Source organism: Neobacillus vireti (assembly GCF_036962465.1).
Classification (GTDB): domain Bacteria; phylum Bacillota; class Bacilli; order Bacillales; family Cytobacillaceae; genus Neobacillus; species Neobacillus vireti_B.
On the sequence record NZ_JBALNF010000036.1, the window covers coordinates 1 to 15,172 of the forward strand.

Here is a 15,172-nt window from a genome sequence, read left to right on the forward strand (position 1 = left end):
GGACGTTGCCAGGCAAAAAAAGACAATCCGTAAAGGGTTGTCTTTTTTTTGCTGTTTATTTTTTTAGTGCTATTATTTAGAAACTTTTGTTCTTAGAGTGTACTCGATCAAGATTTGTCTTTTTAGCTTTAACTCCGAACAAGAATTGTGTAATGATTGTCCGTTTTATAATTAAATCATAAATAACAAGTGAAATAGTTAAAGTTGCAAACATTATCAACAGGTATTTATAATGTATACTCAGGTCTAGTCTAATGACATAATACCCAAGTATGACTAGTACAGTTTGATGAATGATATAAACAGGAAAAGCAGCTTCATTTAAATAGGGCAGCCATTTATGCTGGAAATTTAAAAATTTATGTCCATATCCTAAAATAACAATTAAACCAACCCAAACATTAAAAGTCCTCAGCACTGTTAATAAAATTGCAATTGAAGAAATGTTATCTACATGTGGATAACGCCATGCTAATAGAATCCAGACAGGTACAAAGATAAGCATACATCCCAGCAGCTTAAAGCGAACCCTATTAAACATATCTTGATATCTCGGGTCGCTGCAAGATATAAAGCCAGTTACAAAAAGCACAAAGAAGTAAAAGGGGTTTTGCCCGCCGGGGGCAGGTAATAAATGACTCAAAGTTAAAACAATAAAAAGCAATATAAAAAGCAATGGCTTACTAAGGAAGCTATTGAAAGAGTCGGTTTTTGGATGATTTTTAAAAAAATGAAAAATTGGCAATGCAGTTATGGAAAGAACAAACAGATAAAGAATAAACCAGAGATGGGCAGGAGTAAAGGTCCCGTAGTAACCTGATAAGTCAGTGAAATCAGTAAAGAAAATTTTTAAGAATGCAATATACGATCCAGGTGATTTCCCGGTATGATCCCAGATGGCGTAATAGCCTTGGGGTGGAACAATCAATAATATTCCCATAAGCAGAGGGATGAACAAACGTGTGAATCTCTCTTTTATATAAACGGTAGTAGATTTAACCCTTAGTGCGTACCAGCTTGCAGATCCCGCTAACCAGAATAGTAAGGGCATGAACCATAGGTTCGCTATGGTAATAAACCAGCTTGCCCCCCAGCTTAATGTCTCATTTTTCACATAAAAAGGATCCCAGTGATCAAACACTCTCGCGGTGTGAAAGGGAAATAGCAGCAGGATTCCGCAAATCCTTAACCAGTCAATATCATGTCTGCGATTTTGTACCATATTATTGCTCCTTTACATAATTTTACCTAATTCTATCTTACAATGAGAGCCATATTTTAGATAGGCGGTATTTACGAAAATAGTCGAATTATATAAAGCTTAATTTCTAGGCTTTTTAGGTTTCACAACCGTGAAATTTGGAGAAAATCAGTAATAGTGAATCGTTGCATCTCCATAAAATTTTCAGTATAATTAAAGTCAAATATAGTCAAAGTCAGAAGATGGGAGGTGGGAAGATGAGAAACATTTCCGACATTATTGAAAAATATCTAAAGCAGGTTTTAGAAATGAGTGAAGAAGACCTTGTTGAGATTAAAAGAAGTGAAATAGCAGATAAATTTCAATGTGTTCCTTCACAAATAAACTATGTTATTAATACCCGATTTACGATTGAAAGAGGGTATATTGTTGAAAGTAAACGGGGCGGCGGTGGATATATTCGGATAATGAAGGTTCAATCCCACGACTTAGCCCATTTAATTGACCATTTGCTTTCCCTTGTCAACAATCGAATAAGTCAGACCACTGCCGAGGACGTGATTATAAGACTTGTTCACGAGGAGGTCATTACAAAACGAGAAGCAAAAATTATGCTAAGTGTGATTGATCGTTCTGTATTATATATTGATCTTCCATTCCGTGATGAATTAAGAGCGCGAATGTTAAAAGCAATGTTAACTTCTTTAAAATATAAATAATTATGCAGCCTAAAGAGGTGAAAATAGATGATTTGTCAGGAATGTAATCAAAGGCCTGCAGCACTTCATTTTACCAAAATTATTAATGGGGAAAAAACGGAAGTCCATCTATGTGAGAAGTGTGCTCAGGAGAAAGGTGAAATGTTTATCTTGAATGGGGAATCGGGCTTTGCGTTTAACAACCTATTGGCAGGGTTATTAAATATTGATCCATCTTTTCAAAAGCCGAGTGAAAGTCCATTTCAACAAGAGGAAATTCTTCAATGTCAACATTGTTCAATGACATTTCCACAGTTTTTAAAAGTTGGCCGTTTTGGCTGCGCTCAATGTTATGAGACATTTAAAGATCAGTTAAAGCCTGTTTTAAGGCGCCTTCATAGTGGGAATTGGACCCATAATGGTAAAATACCGAAAAGAATAGGCGGTGAGTTTCAACTTCGCAAACAAATTGAAGAGTTGAAATTAGAATTAAGAGAGGCTATCAGACAAGAGGAATTTGAGAAAGCAGCTGAAATTCGCGATCATGTCCGGTCATTAGAGAAACAAGTAGCTGGAAATGATGAGGGAGGGGAATAAAAGTGTCGGTTGAAAGATTTTTTAATCAAGCCGTCAGCTCTTGGATGAGCGAAGAAGGTCCGGATTCCGATATTGTCCTTAGTTCCCGGATTCGGCTTGCACGAAATTTTGAAGCTTATAATTTTCCAACTGTCTTTTCACATGAAGAGGCAAAAGTGATTATAGATACGATGAAGGACATCCTAAAAAAATCACCAGTTGAGAATTACGGTAAAATGGAATTATTGAAAATGGATGAAATGCAGCCTCTTCAGAAGCAGGTTTTAGTAGAAAAGCATTTAATTAGTCCACTATTGGCGGAAGATTCTCCATATGGTGCTGTTCTATTAACAGAAAATGAAGAAGTTAGTATTATGATAAATGAAGAGGACCATATTCGTATTCAGTGTTTATTTCCTGGTCTGCAATTAGCAGAAGCGTTACATGCTGCAAATGAAATAGATGACTGGCTTGAAGAACAAATCCATTATGCATTTGATGAGAAATATGGTTATTTAACAAGTTGTCCCACCAATGTTGGAACAGGTCTCAGAGCATCTGTAATGATGCATCTGCCAGGGTTAATTTTAACACAGCAAATTAATCGGATCATTCCTGCTATCCACCAGTTAGGCCTCGTGGTTAGAGGTATTTACGGAGAGGGCAGTGAAGCACTGGGGAATATCTTTCAAATTTCTAATCAGATCACCCTGGGGAAATCAGAGGAAGATATTAGCCGGGATTTAAAAGGAGTAGCGAGTCAGCTAATTTCACAAGAAAGGTCTGCTCGTGAAGCATTACGCAAAACTTCTAACATACAATTAGAAGACAGGGTGTTCCGCTCATTAGGGGTGTTATCTAATAGCCGGATTATTGAAACGAAGGAAGCAGCCCGCTGCCTATCGGATGTTCGGCTTGGTATAGATATGGGGTATATAAAAAATATGCCGAAGACCATTTTAAATGAATTAATGATTTTAACCCAGCCGGGTTTTCTTCAGCAGTATGCGGGCGGTCCATTACGGCCGCATGAAAGGGATATTCGAAGAGCCGCATTAATTAGGGACCGTATAAACTTGGAGAATGAAAAATAGGTGAGGAGGAAGAGAATATGATGTTTGGACGTTTTACCGAGAGAGCACAAAAGGTTCTGGCACTGGCACAAGAGGAAGCAATTCGGCTTGGTCATAATAACATTGGAACTGAGCATGTTTTATTAGGACTTGTACGCGAAGGTGAAGGGATTGCTGCAAAAGCACTTTATGGCCTTGGGTTAGGTTCAGAAAAAATTCAGAAAGAAGTAGAAAATTTAATCGGCAAAGGACAGGAAACTTCTCAAACCATTCACTATACTCCGAGAGCTAAAAAGGTGATTGAACTCTCAATGGATGAAGCTCGAAAATTAGGACACTCCTATGTTGGCACCGAGCATATTCTCCTCGGCTTAATTCGTGAAGGCGAAGGGGTGGCAGCAAGGGTACTGAATAATCTTGGTGTCAGCTTGAATAAGGCACGTCAGCAAGTACTCCAGTTATTGGGAAGCAATGAATCAGGTTCTCACCAAGGGGGGACATCCGTGAGTGCTAATACACCTACACTTGACAGTCTTGCAAGGGATTTAACGGCGATTGCCCGAGAAGGCAGTCTGGATCCAGTCATTGGCCGAAGTAAAGAAATACAACGTGTTATTGAAGTATTAAGTCGTAGAACGAAAAATAACCCTGTATTAATTGGGGAGCCTGGTGTTGGTAAGACAGCTATTGCTGAAGGGCTTGCTCAGCAAATTGTCAATAATGAAGTACCTGAAATCCTGCGTGATAAGCGTGTTATGACACTCGATATGGGGACGGTTGTTGCTGGAACGAAATATCGTGGAGAATTTGAAGACCGTTTGAAAAAAGTAATGGATGAAATCCGTCAAGCAGGAAACATTATTCTATTTATCGATGAGCTGCACACCCTAATCGGTGCGGGAGGCGCAGAAGGGGCAATTGATGCGTCTAATATCCTAAAGCCTTCCCTTGCACGTGGTGAGTTACAATGTATCGGAGCTACCACACTGGATGAATATCGTAAATATATTGAAAAAGATGCTGCGCTTGAACGCCGCTTCCAGCCAATTCGGGTGGATGAACCAACAATGGAGGAATCCATTCAGATTCTAGCAGGCTTACGTGACCGATATGAAGCCCATCACCGCGTCTCCATTACCGATGAGGCAATTGAGGCAGCCGTTAAGCTTTCAGATCGTTATATCTCTGATCGTTTCCTTCCTGATAAAGCAATTGACTTAATTGATGAAGCAGGTTCAAAGGTAAGACTTCGGTCGTATACTACACCTCCAAATTTAAAAGAGTTAGAGGTTAAATTGGAGGATGTTAGAAAAGAAAAAGATTCAGCTGTTCAGAGTCAAGAATTTGAAAAGGCGGCTTCTTTAAGAGATACAGAGCAGCGTCTTCGTGAACAGTTGGAAGAGACGAAGAAAACATGGAAAGAAAAACAAGGAAAAGAAAATAATGAAGTGACCGTAGAGGATATTGCCAGTGTGGTTTCAAGCTGGACGGGTGTACCAGTCTCTAAGCTTGCACAAACTGAAACAGCGAAATTACTTAATTTAGAGGAAACGTTACACTCCCGCGTAATTGGGCAAGAGGAAGCAGTTATAGCTGTTTCCAAGGCAGTCCGCCGTGCCAGAGCGGGATTAAAGGATCCAAAACGTCCAATAGGTTCATTTGTGTTCCTTGGTCCTACAGGGGTAGGGAAAACAGAATTAGCACGTGCCCTTGCGGAAGCTATGTTTGGTGATGAGGACTCGATGATTCGAATCGATATGTCAGAGTATATGGAGAAACACTCTACATCCCGCCTTGTTGGTTCTCCTCCTGGGTATGTCGGTTATGAAGAAGGGGGACAATTAACCGAAAAAGTCCGCAGGAAACCGTATTCTGTCATCTTGTTGGATGAAATCGAGAAGGCACATCCAGATGTCTTTAATATCCTGCTTCAAGTTCTTGAAGATGGGCGGTTAACTGATTCAAAGGGAAGAACAGTTGATTTCCGAAACACAGTTCTTATTATGACATCCAATGTGGGTGCAGAGGCATTAAAGCGTAATAAGTTTGTGGGCTTTAATATTCAAGATGGGGAACAAGATTACAAAGATATGAAGGGGAAGGTGATGGATGAGCTTAAAAAGGCCTTCCGTCCGGAATTCTTGAATCGTATCGATGAAATTATTGTCTTCCATGCATTAGAGAAAAAGCATCTTGAGGAAATTGTCACCCTATTATCTGAACAGTTGGTAAAACGATTAAAAGAGCAGAATATCTCATTAGAATTAACATCTGCAGCAAAAGAGAAGATTTCTCAGGAAGGCTACGATCCAGAGTATGGGGCAAGACCACTGCGCCGTGCTATTCAAAAGCATATTGAAGATCGTCTGTCTGAAGAATTATTAAAAGGGACTTTATTAACGGGCCAGCATGCTATAATAGATGTAGTCAACGGCGAGTTCGTTGTTAGAATGGCAGAACAACCAAGTTTAGCAAAATAAATTAAGACTTACGAATAGATTAGTGCTTAACAACACATTGCAAGAGGTACACGTGAATAAAGTCAACCCGTGTGCCTCTTTTTTATTTATCAATAAATACTCAAGGTAGTAGCGGGATGGATAAAACTCCATGTGGTTAGGAAAGGTTGAAGGTAATGGTAAAAAGGAAAACAAAGTTCATCTGCCAAGAATGCGGATATGAATCCCCGAAATGGATGGGGAAATGCCCAGGCTGTGGACAATGGAATAAGATGGTCGAGGAAGTAGAAGTAACTGGGGCTCAGAGAAGAGGGGCATTTGCTCATTCACAAACCGGTTCCAATCTATTAACCAAACCAATGAAGATTAATGCGATTGAAATGGAGAACGAACCGAGAATCTTAACCGATTTACAAGAGCTAAACCGCGTATTGGGCGGTGGTGTCGTTAAGGGCTCGTTAGTTCTAATTGGCGGTGACCCGGGAATAGGGAAATCTACACTTCTCTTGCAGGTTTCCTCACAGCTCGCGAATAAAGGGAATTCTGTTCTTTACATATCTGGTGAAGAATCATTAAGACAGACAAAGCTTCGTGCTGAACGGCTGGGGATTTCGTCAGAGAACCTATTAGTCTATTCAGAAACAAACCTTGAAGAAATAAATCGGACGATTGATAGTGAGAATCCTAGCTTTGTCATTATCGACTCTATACAAACAATCTTCCATCCAGAGGTAACGTCAGCACCTGGGAGTGTTTCTCAAGTCCGGGAATGTACATCTGAATTGATGAGGATCGGCAAAACCAAAGGGGTAGCCATTTTTATTGTTGGGCATGTGACCAAGGAAGGGTCTATTGCTGGGCCAAGACTTTTAGAACATATGGTCGATACGGTGCTTTATTTTGAAGGGGAAAGACATCATACTTACCGAATCCTTAGAGCAGTCAAAAATCGTTTCGGCTCAACAAATGAAATGGGCATTTTTGAAATGAAAGAATTTGGACTGGAAGAAGTAGAAAATCCATCGGAAATTTTCTTGGAAGAACGGTCTCGCGGGGCAGCTGGATCAACGGTTGTTGCTTCAATGGAGGGAACGCGTCCGGTTCTCGTTGAAATCCAGGCGCTTATCTCACCTACAAGTTTTGGAAATCCACGAAGAATGGCAACAGGAATCGATCATAATAGGGTACCGCTTTTAATGGCAGTCTTGGAAAAGCGGGTTGGTATGCTTCTGGCCAACCAGGATGCCTATTTAAAGGTTGCTGGGGGAGTCAAGCTGGATGAACCCGCGATTGATTTAGCGATTGCCGTAAGTATTGCTTCCAGCTTTAGGGATCGCCCAACAAGACCTACCGACTGTATTATCGGTGAAGTTGGTTTGACTGGAGAGGTAAGAAGGGTGTCAAGAATAGAACAGCGCGTTCAGGAGGCAGCCAAATTAGGATTTGAGCGTGTTATTTTACCAGCTAATAATTTAAGCGGCTGGACGGGCCCAGAGGGGATTAAGCTTATAGGTGTTTCCTCCGTTAGTGAGGCACTGCAAGCAGCGTTAGGAGGGTAGCAGATGGAAAATAAGAAACTTGGCGAGGCAACTACGATAATCGATGTATTGCAGTTTATCGCACCTGGAACGCCTCTTCGAGAGGGAATTGATAATGTTTTAAGAGCCAATACAGGCGGACTGATTGTAATTGGGTATAACGAAAAGGTAAAGAGCATTGTCGATGGTGGATTTTCAATTAATTGCTCCTTTTCACCAAGCTTTTTATATGAACTAGCCAAAATGGATGGTGCGATAATTCTTAACGAGTTAGGTAATAAAATTCTATTTGCCAATGCCCAGCTCGCACCAAACTCCGAGATCCCTTCAACAGAAACAGGTATGCGGCATCGTACTGCAGAAAGAGTCGCCAAACAAACGAAGGCCCTGGTCATTGCTATATCACAAAGAAGAAATGTGATTACCCTATATCAAGGGAATTTTCGTTATTCCTTAAAGGATATTGCTGTCATTTTGACCAAAGCGAATCAAGCAATTCAGACACTGGAAAAATATAAGGTTGTTTTGGAACAAAGTATAACGAATTTAAGTATCTTAGAGTTTGAAGAATCGGTAACTTATAATGACTTTTTAGTCGTTCTTCATCGTTTTGAAATGGTCTTGAAAATAAAAAATGAACTATTAACCTTTTTACATGAGCTAGGGACAGAAGGCAGACTAATTCGGCTGCAAATGAATGAAATTCTAACAGACCTTGAAGAAGAAATTATTCTGATTATTAAAGATTACGCTAATGAGCGGGATATCCAAGCCCGGGATGTGCTTCAGCGGATGCAGTCATTGGCAAATAACGGCACGATTGAGGACTTGGTATTATTGAAATTAATGGGCTACCTAGGCTATGTCCATCTTGACGAAAATAAATTCCCGCGGGGTTATCGGATTCTGCATAAAATTCCGAGATTACCTTCAATTATCATTGAAAACTTAATCACAAGTTTTGGGGAGCTCGCCAACATCTTGTCAGCAACGGTTGAAGAGCTGGATGATGTGGAGGGAATTGGGGAAGTACGTGCAAAGAAAATTAAAGAGGGCTTTCGGTTGATTAAAGACCGGCTATATACAGACAGGCATCTATAAAAATGATTGAAAAAGAAAATCGAGTATGCTAAAATGTCCAGCCCCAATTTGTTTGACACAGAAAATTTCCAATGCTACCCTATGAGGAGTAAGATTTTTACAAAATGGATTAATTTTTAGAAGATGGAAATTGGGAAAAATAATCACAAAATCAAGGTTTCAATTTTGAGAATATGTTTATAATGAATTAGAGGAGGTGAAGGAATGTTAAAAAGAATTGTGCAGGCATGCTTCCTCATTATTGGAGGTACGCTCGGAATTTTATTACTGCCGGAGTTGTTTAAATTACTTCATATCAATGACATTCCACTGATTAATAACTCATATGTTACTGCTATTATAGGGGCTATTATTTTTTACCTTATTACCTTTTGGGCAGTAGATTATGTCTTTAATTTTATTAAATGGACGGAAGATTCTTTAGTTAAAATTCCAGTTACAGATGTATTATTTGGCAGTGTTGGATTAATTTTTGGTTTGTTTGTTGCTTTTTTGATTAGTTTTGCTCTTAATGCCGTTCAAGTACCAATTTTAAATGCTGTTGCACCCATCCTTTTGACGCTTTTGTTTGGTTATCTTGGCTTTCAAGTTGGTTTTAAAAAGCGTGATGAGCTATTAGGTCTATTTGGAAACCGTGGCAGCAAGAAGAAGTCCGGTGAGGAAGAAGAAGTGGATCCTGCAGCCGGCAAGGCTTTAAAAATCTTGGATACGAGTGTCATTATTGATGGCCGGGTTGCTGATATTTGTCAGACAGGCTTTTTAGAAGGAACAATTGTTATTCCGCAGTTTGTTCTTGAGGAATTGCAGCATATTGCCGATTCCTCTGATGTGTTAAAACGAAATCGCGGCCGTAGAGGCTTGGATATATTAAATCGAATTCAAAAAGAATTATCCATTAAGGTAGAAATCTATGAAGGTGATTTTGAGGAGATTAGCGAGGTAGACTCAAAACTTGTAAAACTGGCAAAATTAACAAATGGAATCCTTGTAACGAATGACTTTAATCTAAATAAAGTATGTGAGTTACAAAATGTCTCGGTATTAAACATTAATGACTTAGCAAATGCAGTCAAACCAGTGGTTCTTCCAGGAGAGGAATTAACGGTTCAAGTAATAAAAGACGGAAAAGAATATCATCAAGGTGTTGCTTATTTAGATGACGGAACAATGATTGTTGTAGAAGAAGGAAGAGAATATATTGGAAAGAGAATTGAAGTTCTCGTAACAAGTGTTCTTCAAACCTCTGCCGGCAGAATGATATTTGCCAAACCCAAGTTGTTAGAAAAAGCACTTTAGAAAGAAAAGCTGCAGTGCCTTTAGGTGCTGCAGCAGGACAGATAGAGAGGTATATCTTATGACTTACCAAGTCATTATCCCGGCAGCTGGCCTGGGAAAAAGAATGCGAGCGGGGAAAAACAAACTTTTATTAGAGTTAAATAGTCTTCCGGTTCTAATTCATACCTTAAGGGTATTTGAAGAGGATGAAGCCTGCATTGGAATTATTTTAGCGATACATACTCAGGATGCCGAGGAAATTAATGAACTGTTAAAAAAGTATCAAATTACGAAAGTATCTCATTTGGTACCGGGCGGGGACGAACGCCAGTACAGCATATACAATGCTCTTAAGACAGTCAAAGAAGATGGCGTTATCCTTGTCCATGATGCAGCTCGGCCATTTATTCAAAAGGACCATATCCACTCTTTAACAGAGAAGGCAGAAAAAACGGGTGCTGCTATTATGGGCGTTTCGGCCAAAGACACTATGAAGAAAGTAAATGATGGTGTGGTAGTGGAGACTGTCGAACGTTCAAGCTTGTGGGCTGTTCAAACCCCACAAGCTTTTCGCGTTTCCTTACTAAAGAAGGCTTATGAAGAAGCGGAAAAGGATCAGTTTCTCGGAACAGATGATGCTAGTTTGGTCGAGCGTATAGGATATCCTGTGACTGTTGTCGAAGGGGATTACGATAATATTAAACTGACAACACCAGAGGATTTATTCTTTGCTGAAGCAATTATAAAAAAGAGAGAAAAGGGGTTATTTTAATGTTTCGAATTGGACAGGGCTTTGATGTTCATCAATTAACAGAAGGGCGCCCGTTAATCATTGGCGGTATTACGATCCCATACGAAAAGGGGCTTCTGGGCCATTCTGATGCAGATGTGTTATTACATACGGTTTGTGATGCGTGTCTGGGCGCGATTGGCGAAGGTGATATCGGTAAACATTTTCCTGATACAGACCCTGAGTTTAAAGATGCCGACTCTGCCAAACTTACCGAACACGTGTGGCAGCTAGTCAAAGATAAGGGATACGAGTTAGTCAATGCTGACTGCACCATTATTGCCCAAAAACCAAAAATGGCCCCTTATATTGAGCAGATGCGAGTACGGATTGCTGAATTATTAGAAGCGGCCCCGGATCAAATTAACGTCAAGGCCACCACAACGGAAAAACTGGGATTTACCGGCAGAGGTGAGGGAATCGCCTCCCAGGCAGTTGTTTTATTAAAAAAGGTTAGCGATTAGACTTTATAGATAGAAATCACAATGGTAAAATATCGGTTGAGACAATATATATCGATGGAGGCATTGTTATGTCAAACGAAGTTCGTGTAAGGTATGCTCCAAGTCCAACGGGACATTTACATATTGGAAACGCCCGTACTGCGCTATTCAATTATTTATTTGCGCGGAATAAAGGTGGTAAATTTATTATCCGGATAGAGGATACAGATAAGAAACGCAATATCGCCGGTGGTGAAGAAAGCCAATTAAAATATTTAAAATGGCTCGGAATGGATTGGGATGAAAGTGTTGATGTCGGCGGCGAATACGGTCCTTACCGCCAATCAGAAAGAAATGATCTTTATGAAACTTACTACAATCAGTTATTAGAGACCGGCCATGCGTATAAATGCTACTGTACAGAAGAAGAGCTCGAGGCAGAACGAGAAGCGCAAACTGAAAGAGGTGAAACTCCTCACTATTCTGGCAAATGCCGTCACTTAACAGAGGATGAACGCCGTCAATTAGAAGCAGAAGGCCGCCAGCCAAGTATTCGAATTGTTGTACCAGAAAATACAACCTATACATTTGACGATATGGTCAAAGGGGTTGTTTCGTTTGAATCTGAAGGTATGGGTGACTGGGTCATGGTGAAAAAGGATGGAACACCAACCTATAACTTTGCGGTTGCAATCGATGATCACCTAATGGAAATCAGTCATGTACTCCGTGGTGATGACCATATTTCAAACACCCCAAAACAATTAGTGGTTTATGAAGCATTGGGCTGGGAACCACCTATTTTTGGACATATGACCTTAATTGTAAACGAAAGCCGTAAGAAGTTAAGTAAGCGTGATGAATCGATTATTCAATTTATTGAACAATATGAAGAACTTGGCTACCTTCCAGAAGCATTATTTAACTTTATTACACTGTTAGGCTGGTCACCGGCTGGTGAAGAGGAACTTTACTCAAAAGAGGAGTTTATTGAGATTTTTGATGCTAATCGTCTTTCAAAATCACCAGCGTTATTTGATCAACAAAAGCTAACATGGATGAACAATCAATACATGAAAAAGATCGAAGTTGACCGAGCATTGGAACTTGCTCTGCCGCATTTAATTAAAGCTGGGCGGCTAAGCGAAAGTTTAACAGACGAACAGCATGAATGGGCTCGCGGCCTTGTTGGACTATTACAAGAAAAAATGAGCTTTGGGGCGGAAATCGTAGGATTATCGGATATGTTCTTCGAGGAAGATGCAGTCTATGAAGAAGATACAAAGGAAATTTTAGCAGGTGAAACAGTTCCGGAAGTGTTAAGGGCGTTTTCTCATGAACTTGACCAACTTGACAGCTTCCGCGCCGATGGAATAAAAGCAGCTATGAAAGCTGTACAAAAATCAACTGGCCAAAAAGGAAAAAATCTGTTTATGCCAATTCGTGCTGCAGTAACAGGTCAAACACATGGCCCAGACCTTCCGCAAACAATCGAATTATTGGGAAAAACGAAGGTTCAAAACAGAATTAATAAAATTATTAGTTAACAATATAAAGAAAATGTAATATAGTAAAGGAAACAAGAAAAGCGGAGCACACTAGCCGCTGAAGCTGGACAGTTATCAAGGTCTAATGGTAGAATCCTAATCACATAAGATAAAGCGAAGAAGAGGAAAAGTAAAAAAATGATGCTTTATAGAGAGAACCATCACCGGCTGAAAGTGGTTTAAGCCTCCCATTTTTTGAAATGCACCTCCGAGCCCCATTTCGAAAGGAGTCAACTCGAGTAGATTTGGGCGGAGCAATCCGTTAACAAGTAGAGTGAGGTAACGATAAGCTTATGCCCAATCAGTTGGGAAAAGCTAATCAACCTAATCAGAGTGGAACCACGTATTATGCGTCTCTGTCGATTGCGACAGGGGCGCTTTTTCTTTTTATATATTACAGCAAAGGGGGAAGAGCGATGTTCAAACGAATGAAGGAGGACATTGAGGTTGTTTTTGAACAAGATCCTGCGGCGCGAAGCGCTTTTGAAGTCGTTTTGACTTATTCAGGTTTGCATGCCATTTGGGCACATCGGATTGCACATGCACTCTTCAAGCGAAAATTATATTTCCCAGCCCGTTTCATGTCACAAGCAAGCCGTTTTTTTACCGGAATTGAAATACATCCTGGTGCAAAAATAGGCAGGAGATTCTTTATTGATCATGGTATGGGGGTAGTCATAGGGGAAACCTGTGAAATTGGGGATAATGTAACTATATATCAAGGTGTTACACTTGGCGGAACAGGGAAAGAAAAAGGTAAACGCCATCCGACGATTAAGGATAATGTCCTCATTGCCACTGGCGCTAAGGTGCTTGGTTCCATTACGGTAGGTGAAAATTCTAAAATTGGCGGCGGTTCGGTTGTATTAAAAGAGGTACCACCCAACTCAACAGTAGTCGGGATCCCAGGAAGGGTGGTTATTCAAGATGGCATCCGCATCCAAAAGGAAAAAGATTTAAACCATTGCGATCTTCCTGATCCAATCGCTGACCGCATCCGTGAGATAGAAAGTGAACTCATTCAATTAAGGCGAGAGCTCCAAGAATTAAAAAATGAAAGGATAGAAGTCAATGGCCATTCAAATATATAATACCTTAACCAGAAAAAAGGAAACCTTTGTACCGCTTGAAGAAGGAAAGGTAAAAATGTATGTCTGCGGTCCAACCGTCTATAATTATATTCATATAGGAAATGCCCGCCCGGCGATCGTATTTGATACGGTCCGCCGATACTTGGAATATCGCGGCTTTGATGTGAAGTATGTTTCAAATTTCACAGATGTGGATGATAAATTAATACGCGCAGCTAATCAAATTGGGGAGGATGTTCCGACCATTGCGAATCGCTTTATCGATGCATACTTTGAGGATGTTTCTGCATTAGGCTGCCAAAAGGCGGATGTCCATCCGCGAGTAATGGAAAATATGGATATCATCATTGATTTTATCAGCCAATTAGTAGAAAAGGGCTTTGCTTATGAATCAGAGGGGGATGTTTATTTCCGGACAAGAAGCTTTGATGATTACGGAAAACTCTCCCACCAATCGGTTGATGACCTCCAAGTAGGGGCTAGAATTGAAGTCGGTGATCGGAAAGAAGACGACTTAGACTTTGCTCTATGGAAGACGGCAAAAGAAGGGGAAATCTATTGGGAAAGTCCTTGGGGGCTTGGACGCCCGGGCTGGCATATTGAATGCTCCGCAATGGCGAAAAAGTACCTAGGTGAGACAATAGATATTCACGCGGGCGGTCAGGACTTAACCTTCCCGCATCATGAAAATGAAATTGCTCAATCAGAAGCTCTTTCCGGTAAATTATTCTCCAGGTACTGGATGCATAATGGGTATATTAATATTGACAACGAAAAAATGTCTAAATCACTTGGAAACTTTGTCCTCGTTCATGACATTATCAAAAGACACAACCCACAAGTATTACGGTTCTTTATGCTTTCTGTTCATTATCGGAATCCGATTAACTATAGTGAGGAATTACTGGAAAGTACAAAGGCTGCGTTTGAGCGTTTAACGACCTCGTATCAGAATTTAAATCATCGGAAAGAGGCAAGTACCGATTTAACGGACCATAATCAAGAGTGGCTGGATAAAGTGACTGTCTTGCATGAACAATTTATTGAGGCGATGGATGATGATTTTAATACAGCTTTAGCCATTTCGGTCCTATTTGAACTATCTAAGCTGGCGAATTATTATCTCCTGGAAAAAAATACAGCTATTGAGGTAATTGAGGCTTTCACCAGTAAATTTGAAGAGTTATTCGGGGTACTAGGATTAACACTTGGAAGTGAAGAAATGCTAGATGAAGAAATTGATGCGCTAATTGAACAGCGGAACCAGGCACGAAGAGACAGGAATTTTCAACTGTCCGATCAAATTAGGGACCAATTAAAGGAAATGAATATCATTCTAGAGGATACACCGCAAGGCACAAGGTGGAAAAGAGGCTAATT

The 15,172-nt window shown here is 40.2% G+C and carries 13 protein-coding genes and 1 other annotated feature; of the genes, 12 read left to right on the plus strand and 1 reads right to left on the minus strand.

Going from position 1 to position 15,172, the window contains the following annotated elements; translation table 11 throughout:
* Window positions 1-76: 76 nt before the first annotated feature.
* Complete coding sequence (locus V7077_RS16340; protein ID WP_335503864.1) at window positions 77-1,222, minus strand: acyltransferase family protein; 1,146 nt, start codon at window positions 1,220-1,222, stop codon at window positions 77-79.
* 236 nt (window positions 1,223-1,458) lie between these two features.
* On the opposite strand from V7077_RS16340, the gene V7077_RS16345 reads away from it, so the two are divergent.
* From V7077_RS16345 to cysS, 12 genes are all read left to right on the plus strand, one after another.
* On the plus strand, window positions 1,459-1,920 hold the full coding sequence (locus tag V7077_RS16345) for a CtsR family transcriptional regulator (protein ID WP_215047148.1): 462 nt from the start codon (window positions 1,459-1,461) through the stop codon (window positions 1,918-1,920).
* A 27-nt stretch (window positions 1,921-1,947) separates the two neighbouring features.
* Window positions 1,948-2,496: a UvrB/UvrC motif-containing protein gene (locus V7077_RS16350; RefSeq protein WP_335503867.1), complete on the plus strand. Its 549-nt coding sequence runs from the start codon at window positions 1,948-1,950 to the stop codon at window positions 2,494-2,496.
* 2 nt (window positions 2,497-2,498) lie between these two features.
* The gene (locus V7077_RS16355) at window positions 2,499-3,569 is read left to right on the plus strand and encodes a protein arginine kinase (RefSeq protein WP_335503869.1); all 1,071 of its coding nucleotides are present in this window, start codon (window positions 2,499-2,501) and stop codon (window positions 3,567-3,569) included.
* A 17-nt stretch (window positions 3,570-3,586) separates the two neighbouring features.
* Complete coding sequence (gene clpC, locus V7077_RS16360) at window positions 3,587-6,028, plus strand: ATP-dependent protease ATP-binding subunit ClpC (protein ID WP_335503871.1); 2,442 nt, start codon at window positions 3,587-3,589, stop codon at window positions 6,026-6,028.
* Window positions 6,029-6,183: 155 nt separating this feature from the next.
* Entirely contained in the window at window positions 6,184-7,566 is a 1,383-nt protein-coding gene (gene radA, locus V7077_RS16365) for a DNA repair protein RadA (protein ID WP_335503872.1), read from the plus strand.
* Between the two features lie 3 nt (window positions 7,567-7,569).
* The gene (disA, locus tag V7077_RS16370; protein WP_335503874.1) at window positions 7,570-8,646 is read left to right on the plus strand and encodes a DNA integrity scanning diadenylate cyclase DisA; all 1,077 of its coding nucleotides are present in this window, start codon (window positions 7,570-7,572) and stop codon (window positions 8,644-8,646) included.
* Window positions 8,647-8,850: 204 nt separating this feature from the next.
* Window positions 8,851-9,942 (plus strand): PIN/TRAM domain-containing protein, encoded by a 1,092-nt coding sequence (locus V7077_RS16375; protein WP_335503876.1) that lies wholly within the window; start codon window positions 8,851-8,853, stop codon window positions 9,940-9,942.
* A gap of 58 nt (window positions 9,943-10,000) precedes the next feature.
* On the plus strand, window positions 10,001-10,693 hold the full coding sequence (gene ispD, locus V7077_RS16380) for a 2-C-methyl-D-erythritol 4-phosphate cytidylyltransferase (protein ID WP_335503878.1): 693 nt from the start codon (window positions 10,001-10,003) through the stop codon (window positions 10,691-10,693).
* The gene (gene ispF, locus V7077_RS16385; protein WP_335503880.1) at window positions 10,693-11,175 is read left to right on the plus strand and encodes a 2-C-methyl-D-erythritol 2,4-cyclodiphosphate synthase; all 483 of its coding nucleotides are present in this window, start codon (window positions 10,693-10,695) and stop codon (window positions 11,173-11,175) included. The genes ispD and ispF overlap by 1 nt, the downstream gene beginning before the upstream one ends.
* Window positions 11,176-11,243: 68 nt before the next feature.
* A complete protein-coding gene (gltX, locus tag V7077_RS16390) occupies window positions 11,244-12,701 on the plus strand; it encodes a glutamate--tRNA ligase (RefSeq protein WP_335503882.1) in 1,458 nt (485 codons plus the stop codon).
* Between the two features lie 108 nt (window positions 12,702-12,809).
* Window positions 12,810-13,062: a binding site (T-box leader), on the plus strand.
* A gap of 55 nt (window positions 13,063-13,117) precedes the next feature.
* Entirely contained in the window at window positions 13,118-13,792 is a 675-nt protein-coding gene (cysE, locus tag V7077_RS16395) for a serine O-acetyltransferase (RefSeq protein WP_335503884.1), read from the plus strand.
* Window positions 13,773-15,170: a cysteine--tRNA ligase gene (gene cysS, locus V7077_RS16400; protein WP_335503886.1), complete on the plus strand. Its 1,398-nt coding sequence runs from the start codon at window positions 13,773-13,775 to the stop codon at window positions 15,168-15,170. The genes cysE and cysS overlap by 20 nt, the downstream gene beginning before the upstream one ends.
* Window positions 15,171-15,172: the final 2 nt, after the last annotated feature.